This is a genomic window from Acinetobacter sp. UBA2063, from assembly GCF_002333245.1.
GTDB classification, from domain to species: domain Bacteria; phylum Pseudomonadota; class Gammaproteobacteria; order Pseudomonadales; family Moraxellaceae; genus Acinetobacter; species Acinetobacter parvus.
The window spans coordinates 1-9,978 of the sequence record NZ_DDAH01000138.1 but is presented as its reverse complement, the minus strand read 5'-3'; the positions used below and the strand labels follow the sequence as shown (position 1 = coordinate 9,978).

Genomic DNA, 9,978 nt, shown 5'->3' with positions numbered 1-9,978 from the left:
TCCCTCCTGCTCAGGCACAAAGTCAACAATTTTCAACTCCTCTAAACGCTTACCCAAATAGCGAACACGGCGGTCTATTTTTCTAAGTAATTGTTTATTATATTGATAATCTGCATTTTCTGAACGATCTCCCAAACTTGCGGCCCAGTTTACCTTTTTGGTAATTTCTGGACGTTCGTCATGCCACAGTTTTTTTAATTCGGCAACCAGCAAGTCATGTCCAGTACGTGTGATCAAGTTCGATTTCATATTTAAAAACGCTACAACAACAATCCATTTACAAGTTTTTGCATTGTATTCCTTATTTCAACACGACTAAAGTGTATAAATTTTATTCTTTTTCAAATCATGTGTTTGTGATGTATTTATCATATTTTTACTGATCAAAATTTGACAAGCTCCTTTTTGACGCTTAATATGCGCCCATAAGTTGGTTTTTGTTTACTTTTTATACACTTTGTAAATGATGTGAAACATTTTCATCATTTTTCCATTAACCCAATGTCATTTTGAATGACGTTCATGAATTGCCCACCCCGATTTAATTTATCAACTTTTAGAAGTTGTGGTGAAGTTTTGCCTCAATTTTTAGGGCATAAATTACCTGTAGCGGAGACAACATGCACAGTAATTCAAGTTCTGGGTCTAGGCCTGGCCTTAACTCTTTATCTTCCAAGTTACCATTTCAGGCCCTTGCTTTAGGCATCGTCATTATGCCATTCAATAGCTTGAATGCAGAAAAATCACATCAATACAACACGGTTGTCACAACCAATGTTTTAACAGTGGTTGCAGTTGAAAACCCAACTACTGTTTTTAAAGACGGTCAGTTTCTGCATGGTTTCGGCTATGATTTAGCCCGCAACTATGCACAAAGCCTCAACGTAAAACTCGATTTTAAAACGGTTCCAGACAATGCAACTGCATTGAAATGGGTTAGCCAAGGCAAGGCCAACCTAGCCATGACCACAGCAGCGCTTGCCACAATTGAGAGCAAACAACTGGTTTCTTTCTCGGCAAGCTGTGGTGATCAGGCAAGCCTGAGTAAGAACGGGCTAAATCCCCAGCTTAACTGGGTGTTTAAACAAGCTGACGATCCACTGACTTTAACTGCGAGTGGTTTTGTTTGTCAAAGCAAACAGCTTGGTACAACCCAACAACTTGCTTCCTTTTATAATCGCAATGTGGTTAAACCTGAAGCATGGTCTACGATTCAAAAAGACCTGAATCAACGCTTACCGATTTATAAGGCGAGCTTTAAGCAAAGTGCCGCAAAATACAATCTGGATTGGCACCTGTTGGCAGCAATTGGCTATCAGGAGTCTTACCTAAAGCCTAGCTCGGTGTCTCCCACGGGTGTCCGCGGCTTAATGATGCTGACCAACAGCACAGCACAGGCAATGGGTGTCAGTAACCGATCTGATCCAATACAGAGTATTCAGGGTGGCGCGAAATATTATGATCTAATGCTGGATCAATTTGCCAATGTACCCTACCCAGACCGTAACTGGTATGCACTGGTGGCATACAACATGGGACCTGGTGCAGTGAACCAGATTCAGAAACGGATCAAGGCTCAAGGCAAGGACCCAAATCAGTGGGTGAACCTATATGACTATTTACAGCGCAATCAGGCACGCAATGGTCGATATAAGCAAGCGGTTCAATACGTTACCCGTATCCGCACCTATCTAGAACACCTCAAAACCAGCAACCGCATCGATGTCTGAATCCAGACAGGCAAAAAAAAGCTTACCATTGGGTAAGCTTTTTTGTTCAGAAAACAATTAAGTAGTTTGCTCAAGTACTTTCTTGAATAGGTCTTTTTGTTCTTGGCTTGGTTTAGCCGTCTGTAAAGCCATAAGCTGGGACATATCGCCTTGAACCTTGATTTTACCTGTCATGAATGCCTGCATCGCAGCAGCCATGTCAAACTCAAGGAATACTTTACGTAAAGTTTCCGCATCCATGTTCAAAGTGGTTTTAGCGTTTGGAGATAAACCCTTTTGGATTTTACCCGCATCTAAAGCCAACTCTGTATTACCAGCCGCATCTGTAACAACCAAGTTAATCGCTAAATTCGCAAGTGCTGGTGGTAAGTTTAAATCACCTGCTTCCGCAGTAAGTTTTTCAACAGTTGCAAACCAATCATCAGTTAAAAATGCAGCCATGATTCTTCCTCAAATGTATTTGTTCAATTTCTTGTGCCATCTATCCAGACGACATCAAATGAAGCAATTTGCTTGTGCCCTGTTATAGCATGTAATTTTTAGTTTAGGCTATGCTTTTTTGTACATCGAACCGAATTTTTTAGATGCTTATTGCTAGCTTTATCGCTTATTGGTCAAAATTTGAATTGTTTGAGTGCAAATCCATTTCCAATAAAAACATAAAAACCGCAATACAGATATTCATCATATATTGCGGCGGCATTATTTGTCTTAGTTATGAATGGAGGAATTATTCCGCAGCAAAGCTGAGGTTCACCACATCAAGACGCTTCTTCATTTCTTCAGGATCTTTCATGTCAAACTCACGTTGCCCATCCAACGCTTCAAAGTCGAATAGCTCACGGTCAGCCAACTGTGATGGAGAAACGTTCTGTAATGCGCCAAAGATGCTGTGCAGGCGTTTCGGATATTGTCTATCCCACTCACGCAGCATGTCATTGATGATGGCTCGCTGTAAGTTTTCCTGTGAACCACACAGGTTACACGGAATGATGGGAAACTTACGCAATTCTGCATACTTGATAATGTCTTTTTCCTCAACATAGGCCAAAGGACGAATCAGGATATTCTTTTTATCTGAAGACAGTAATTTCGGTGGCATCGCTTTCAAACTACCACCATGAAACAGGTTCAGGAAGAACGTGGCCATGATGTCATCACGATGGTGTCCCAACGCGACCTTGGTCGCACCAATCTCCTGCGCAAAGCCATACAGCGAACCACGGCGCAGGCGTGAACACACGGCACAATAGGTCTTGCCCTCAGGCGTTAAACGCTTGGTGATGGTATAGGTGTCTTTTTCAAGAATGTAGTAGGGAATGTTGTTCTCTTCCATATAACGTGGCAAAACGTCTTCTGGGAAGCCAGGTTGTTTCTGGTCCAGGTTGACCGCAACAATATCAAAATTGATGGGTGCAATACGCTTGAACTGCAACAGGATATCCAGCAAGGTGTAGCTGTCCTTACCGCCCGAAACACAGACCATGACCTTGTCGCCATCCTCGATCATGTTGTAATCACGAATCGCATGTCCAACTTGACGACGCAGCTTTTTCAACAGGCGATAATATGCCGAACTGGTCGGAAGTTCAGGCTTGAAATTAAATCCTTGGTTGGACTCGACTGGCGCGTACATAGACGTGATTTACCCATAAACAAAAATACCGCAAGATTTTATCTGATTCCGAAAAAATCCGCACCTAAAGAATTTTCCAATTTCCCTGAATCGTCATATTAGAGTTTCATACTGATAAAATTCTGGCCCAGATAAGTAAAAATGGGCTGGATTGCTTATATTTCAAACTTCTCCACAGTTTTCCACAAAACCTGTGGATAAAATTGTGGATTTCTACGCTATTGACAAACTGTTTTTATCTTAAAATAAGGCGTTCGATTAGATTGATCATTTTTTAACCAATGTTTTTATTAAAATAAAATCAACATGTTACATAAGTCAATACTTCGATTTTAAAAAAAATATTTTAATTTTTTTTGCTGAACATTCGCACAAAATGACTTGATTTTTGTCAGACACTGAAAAATAAAAAAATTGTAGCCAAAGTATTTTTTATGCTTTTTTTTGTTAAACTACTGTGAAGAACTTAAGCTCATCTTTTGTGAATATTATAACGATGGACAAAACAACTTATTTTTTTGCTCTTTGTTTGGGGTCAATTGGTTTTTTTCATAGCACAGTATCGACCTCGTATGCTGGGCAGACCATTTATCAATTTAAAGATACCAATGGCACCACTCTGCTGACCAACCGCAAGAAAGCAGAATATAATCATTTAAAAGTGGTGAAAGCCACCTATTATCCTGATAGTAACATTCACAGTTATAGTAACTGGGGCGCGAGCGAAGCTTCTGTTCTGCCAAGTTACAGCCGTAATAAAAACGCATTTGACCAACTGATTCGGCAGGCCGCCCAGCATCATGGCGTTTCAGAGGGTTTGGTTAAGGCCATCATGCATACCGAATCTGGCTTTAACATTCATGCACGCTCACCTGTCGGGGCACAGGGCCTGATGCAACTCATGCCTGCAACAGCCCGTCGCTTTAATGTCAGTAATGCCTACGATCCACAGCAGAATATTTTTGGTGGGGTTAAATATCTAAGCTGGCTATTAAAACGTTTTAACGGCGACACCCGTCTTGCGATTGCCGCCTATAATGCGGGTGAAGGCAATGTGGATAAATATGGCGATGTACCACCTTTCCGAGAAACTCGTGATTATGTAAAACGAGTGACCAGTCGCTATCAAAATCTCTATGCATCAGGTCTGGGCACCCCGCTTTCTGAATCAAAAAGCAATACTCCAAGCGGACAAGTGCTGGCGCAATCCACCAATTACTCCCCGAATATCAGCAATAGTACTGAATCCGTACCAACGGCCAAACAGTACAGCCGTCAAATTATCACCTTGTCGGATGGTACTTTCACCGATGCACCAATGGGAACCTATACCACCAGCAATGCCACTGCATCTGCCCGAATCCGCTTGAGTGACTAGCAATTTACTCATCTATTCTCATTTTATGATTTTAGCTGTTTTTTTATAAAAAATTTTCTTTTAAGTCTCTGTTTAAGCGTCAGTTCATCCTTTTATTGATTAAATGTATCCATCCCCATTTTTTTCTTGAATTTTTGGGGTTCACCCTGCATATTAGCATTATGATTTATAATTTATAAATCAGATCACTTTTTCTTTATAAGAGGGTTTTCTCAATGATGCGGATTGGTTTGTTCTTGCTAACCAACCTCGCGGTACTGGTTGTAGCTGGCATTATCCTGTCACTCTTCGGTGTCGGTAGTTACCATGGCGCGGGTGGCTTGAATCTAGGCAACCTGATGGTCATCTGTTTTGTCTTTGGTATGGTGGGTTCTATTATTTCCCTTTTCATGTCGAAGTGGATGGCTAAAAAAACCACTGGGACTGAATTAATCGACCCAAATGCACCTCGTAATCAGGCGGAAGCATGGTTATTGCAGGAAGTCGCGCAATTATCGCAACGTGTAGGCATTAAAATGCCTGAAGTTGGTATTTTCCCATCGTACCAATCCAATGCATTTGCAACAGGTTGGAATAAAAACGATGCGCTGGTTGCCGTTTCCACGGGCTTACTTGAGCGCATGAATAAAGATGAACTTCGTGCCGTACTTGCCCACGAAATCGGACACGTTGCCAATGGTGACATGGTGACACTAGCTTTGATTCAAGGTGTGGTCAACGCTTTCGTGATGTTCTTTGCACGTGTTGCAGGTGACTTTATCGACCGTAACGTGTTTGGTCGTGAAGATGGTGAAGCCCCAGGCCTGGCCTATTTTGCCATTACCATTGTGCTTGACATTCTATTCGGTATTTTGGCCTCTGCCATTGTGATGTGGTTCTCCCGTCAACGTGAATACCGTGCAGATGAGGCTGGTGCACGTTTGGCAGGTAAACAGGCGATGATCTCTGCCCTGCTTCGTTTACAGGCGGAATCTGAAATGCCAGACCAGATGCCGAAAGAAATGAAAGCTTTTGCGATTGCGGAAGGTAAGGAACAAGGCTTTAGCTTGGCGGCTTTATTTCACACTCACCCAACCATTGAACAACGTGTTGCTGCGTTACAGCAATTAAATGTTCAATAATCTAAACCAGATAAACGATAAAGCCTCCAAAATGGAGGCTTTGTTTTTACCTGCTTCATCTAACCAGCCTTGAAAGACTGATACAGTTGCCATAGATAGCTAAAGCCCGCCCACACGGCAATCACCAATAGAATAAGTACCGCAATACCCAGCAGATCAGGAATCCTTAACCAAATCCAGCTGACGATTGGATTACGCCAAAATGCCGAGGTTTTCTGCTTTTGCTCAAGTGATTCATGCAGGAATGGATGCACCACATGGATGTCATTGTATACTTGATATTCCTCACGGATATGCTCATGCACAATGTCCAGTGTCTTGCGGCTCGGACGAATAAACACATCAAACAGGGTACCAACAATCGGCACAAAACCCACCAGCATATCCATAATCGCCAGTCTGACCACACCTTTCAGTTTATATTGTGGAACACCCACTTCCCTTGCCTTTTTAAAGGCGTAGAGCGTCAGGACAAAACCTGCAACATCGCCCGCAAAGGGAATGGTACTGAGCGCAGCATCGGCTCCCAAGCCCTGCTTGGTAAATGGAATTCTGACCAGACTATCCATGGTATTGGCAAATTTTGCCAGATCACGTTCCACCGCAATCGCCTGCTGCTGGGTTAATTTTTTTTGTGTTGGACCAGTCATTCACTCAACCTAAAAACCTTGTTTATGCTTGAGAATAAAGTAGTTTTTAAGCTTTGTCGGTACAATTATTATTACAGTTCAGAATAAAATCGTTGAAGCAATTAATAATTCAGGTCTATGAGCTTAACTCATAGACCTGAATTTTAAAGACTGTCTTATTCAATGGTTTCCAGTTTGTGTTTAGGTTTAAACATATTGGCAACCAGTACAAACATAAATGGAATAAAGATCAGCACCAAGACCGTTCCAAAGACCACTCCACCCAAAACACTGATCCCGATTTCCTGACGGCTGACCGCACCCGCACCAAAAGCAAAAACCAAGGGAATCACCCCCACGCCAAAAGCAAAGGATGTCATCAGAATCGGGCGTAAACGCAAGCCTGCACCCTGTAATGCGGCCTGAATGGCATTTTTCCCTTGTGCCTGTGCCATTGCCGCAAACTCAACAATCAGAATCGCATTTTTACAGGACAGGCCAATGGTGGTCAGCAAGGCTATCTGGAAATACACATCATTCGGCAAACCAAAACTATGCGCAAAGATAATACTGCCTCCAATCCCCAAGGGAATTGCAGTCATCACCGCCATTGGGATACGCAAGCTCTCATATAGGGCGGCCAAGCATAGGAAAATAAATGCAATGGAGATTAAATATAACCAGATGGCCTGATTGGTTGACTGCTTTTCCTGATAGGAAAGTCCTGTCCACAATAATCCCAGTCCCTGTTGCTGGCCCACCAACTGCTCAATATCTTTCATGGCCTGTCCAGACGATTGGCCACTGCCCACATTGGCCTGTAGTTGCAAGGCGCTATAGCCCATATAACGCTGCACAATACTTGGATTCCCTGCCCAGGCAGTATTTGAGAATGAACTGAATGGTACCATCTGGTTTTGACTGTTGCGGACTGACCATTGATATAAATCTTCTGGTTTGGAACGGAATGGCGCATCACCCTGTAGAATCACCTGCTTAATCCGCCCCCGATCAATAAAGTCATTTACATAGGTTCCACCCCATGCCGTTGACAAGGTGCTATTGATATCATTCAGGTTCAGGCCATTTGCCAACGCCTGTTTATGGTCAATCTTCACATTCAGGGTGGCTTTACTGTCGGTTGACTGCTTGTCCAGATTTTCAAAGCTGGAAAATTTCTGACCGAGCAGCTGTAGTTGCTTAAAGCTTTGATCAAGGAATTGGTCGCCCTGACCATTCAGGTCCTGAATCCAGAAATCAAGTCCATCAGTTGAACCCAGACCATTTACCGAAGCAGGTAAGCTCACATTAATCTGGGCATTCGGAAATTGGCTAAAATATTTAAGTGCCCGTTTACGAATGGCTTCGGCAGAGTTTTTCTGTCCCGTGCGTTCATCCCAATGTTTCAGTGCAATAAAACCCTGTCCTAAGTTTTGCCCTGTACCTGAGTTATTGCGTCCATAACGAATCAGTACTAGCTTGACGTTGTGTTGTTCATTCTGGAGAAAATATTGTCGAATCAACTCACCCACTTCCTGACTTTTGGACAACGGTGCGCTATCCACCAGCCTAAATTGCACACTTAAGATTCCCTGATCCTCTTTCGGCAGGAAACTGCTTTGCAAGCCTTTATAAAACAGGGCAAATACCGCAATCAATGCAATAAATATCACCAAAACAGGGGCTTTATAGCGCAATGTGGTCTGGACTAAATTCAGGTATTTGGTTTTTAAGCGTTCAATTCCGTTATTGAAGTGAACTGCCCATTTTTTAGGTTGATGGTTCGGTTTTAGCATCAAGGCACACAATGCAGGCGTCAATACCAATGCCACCAGCAGTGACAATATCATGGCAGCAACCAGAGTAATGGAGAACTGGCGATAGATCACGCCAATTGAACCTGCAAAGAAAGACATTGGAATAAAGACCGCAGTCAGCACCAACGTAATCCCGATCAGTGCCCCGCTGATTTCCTGCATCGACTCAGTGGCGGCCTGCTTGGGAGAGAGATGCTGCTCATGCATTAATCTTTCCACGTTTTCCACCACCACAATGGCATCATCCACCAACAGGCCAATGGCAAGGACCAAAGCAAATAAGGTTAAGGTATTGATACTAAACCCAAGCAGCTCCAGCACAGCAAAAGTACCGAGAATCACAATCGGTACAGTAATACTGGGAATCAGCGTGGCACGCCAGCTTTGCAGGAACAGGAACATCACCAGAATCACCAGAGCAATGGCCTCAACCAGTGTCTTGACCACTTCCTTGATGGATTCCTGAACAAAAGGTGTGTTGTCCCGTGGATAAACGATTTTATAGCCAGCAGGCAGTTGGCTGGATAACTCATCCAGCGTCTGGTGAATCAGTTTAGAGGTCTGGATGGCATTGGCGCCCGAAGAAAGCGAAATTCCCAAACCTGCCGCTGGATAGCCATTGATGGTGTTAAAAGACTGGTAGTTTTCCGCACCCAACTCAATACGCGCAATATCCTTGAGTAAAACAAAGCTGCCCGAGACATTGGATTTAACCACGATTTGCTCGAAGTCCTGAATGGTTTTTAATCGGGAACCTGAAGTCACCTTTGCATTGAGATATTGTCCATCCACCACAGGCAAGTCACCAATTGCACCCGCGGCAACCTGCGTATTTTGGGTGCTAATCGCTGCAACAATGTCATTGGGGATGAGGTGGTACTGGATCAGTTTATTGGGATCCAGCCAAATTCGCATGGCATACTGTGAACCAAACACATCGGTTTCACCCACCCCATCAATACGATTTAAATTATCCAGTACATGGGTTGAAAGATAATCAGATAAGGTGATGTTGGTTGATTTTCCTGTACTGTCATATAACCCCACCACCATGAAAGTATCGCCAAGTGATTTGCTGACATTGACACCCTGACGCTGTACGGCATCGGGTAAACGTCGAATCACACCACTGATTTTATTTTGTACCTGAACCTGTGCGGTATCTGGATTGGTGCCATTTTCAAAACTGATGGTAATACGGCTACGGCCTGAGGCATCACTGGTTGAACTAAAATACAGTAAATGGTCAAGCCCCTGGATTTGCTGTTCCAACACCTGAGTGACGCTCTGCTCAACAGTTTTGGCATCTGCGCCACTATAGTTTGTTGAGACGGTAATTTTGGGAGGTGCAATATCAGGATAACGTTCCACAGGTAAGTTGAGAATCGCGAGTATCCCTAAAGCCATGACGATAATGGCAAGTACACCTGCAAAAATGGGTCGCTCAATAAAAAACTTAGATAGCACGGCTGTTCATTCCATGGTTGAAACAGTCAATTTTTCAAAAACATAAACAAATATGGTGACTTTCAGCCTATGATCGTTACCGAGCTTTCCAGCAAACACCATCTCTATTAACATATCATTGCAAAAAAAAGGAAATTGCGGAGAAATAATGGATTTTGGAGACTTAAGGGAAATAATTTTAATGTTCATTCCCATTAGAA

General features: G+C 43.1%; 8 protein-coding genes and 1 pseudogene. 3 read left to right on the top strand and 6 right to left on the bottom strand.

Features of this window, described 5'->3' with window-relative positions; all coding sequences use genetic code 11:
* A pseudogene (locus B4H32_RS06295) lies at positions 1 to 249 on the bottom strand (transcription elongation factor GreB); the annotation flags it as partial.
* Between the two features lie 371 nt (positions 250 to 620).
* On the opposite strand from B4H32_RS06295, the gene B4H32_RS06290 reads away from it, so the two are divergent.
* A complete protein-coding gene (locus tag B4H32_RS06290; RefSeq protein ID WP_004757584.1) occupies positions 621 to 1,730 on the top strand; it encodes a transglycosylase SLT domain-containing protein in 1,110 nt (369 codons plus the stop codon).
* Between the two features lie 57 nt (positions 1,731 to 1,787).
* Here the strand turns inward: B4H32_RS06290 and B4H32_RS06285 are convergent, their stop codons facing one another.
* Positions 1,788 to 2,171 (bottom strand): SCP2 sterol-binding domain-containing protein, encoded by a 384-nt coding sequence (locus B4H32_RS06285; RefSeq protein WP_004682749.1) that lies wholly within the window; start codon positions 2,169 to 2,171, stop codon positions 1,788 to 1,790.
* 289 nt (positions 2,172 to 2,460) lie between these two features.
* A complete protein-coding gene (ttcA, locus tag B4H32_RS06280) occupies positions 2,461 to 3,366 on the bottom strand; it encodes a tRNA 2-thiocytidine(32) synthetase TtcA (protein ID WP_004676692.1) in 906 nt (301 codons plus the stop codon).
* Between the two features lie 496 nt (positions 3,367 to 3,862).
* On the opposite strand from ttcA, the gene B4H32_RS06275 reads away from it, so the two are divergent.
* Together B4H32_RS06275 and htpX are read left to right on the top strand one after the other, a co-directional pair.
* On the top strand, positions 3,863 to 4,744 hold the full coding sequence (locus tag B4H32_RS06275; protein WP_004682750.1) for a lytic transglycosylase domain-containing protein: 882 nt from the start codon (positions 3,863 to 3,865) through the stop codon (positions 4,742 to 4,744).
* A gap of 215 nt (positions 4,745 to 4,959) precedes the next feature.
* Positions 4,960 to 5,865 carry a protease HtpX gene (htpX, locus tag B4H32_RS06270; RefSeq protein WP_004682751.1) on the top strand — a complete coding sequence of 302 codons (906 nt, stop codon included), beginning with the start codon at positions 4,960 to 4,962 and terminating at the stop codon, positions 5,863 to 5,865.
* A 59-nt stretch (positions 5,866 to 5,924) separates the two neighbouring features.
* On the opposite strand, the gene B4H32_RS06265 is transcribed toward htpX, so the two are convergent.
* From B4H32_RS06265 to B4H32_RS06255, 3 genes are all read right to left on the bottom strand, one after another.
* Entirely contained in the window at positions 5,925 to 6,515 is a 591-nt protein-coding gene (locus tag B4H32_RS06265; protein ID WP_004682752.1) for a DUF4112 domain-containing protein, read from the bottom strand.
* A gap of 155 nt (positions 6,516 to 6,670) precedes the next feature.
* The gene (locus B4H32_RS06260; protein ID WP_286800915.1) at positions 6,671 to 9,778 is read right to left on the bottom strand and encodes a multidrug efflux RND transporter permease subunit; all 3,108 of its coding nucleotides are present in this window, start codon (positions 9,776 to 9,778) and stop codon (positions 6,671 to 6,673) included.
* Between the two features lie 6 nt (positions 9,779 to 9,784).
* Positions 9,785 to 9,978, bottom strand: a 194-nt coding sequence (locus B4H32_RS06255; protein WP_286800914.1) for a hypothetical protein, incomplete at its 5' end; no start/stop codon positions are given.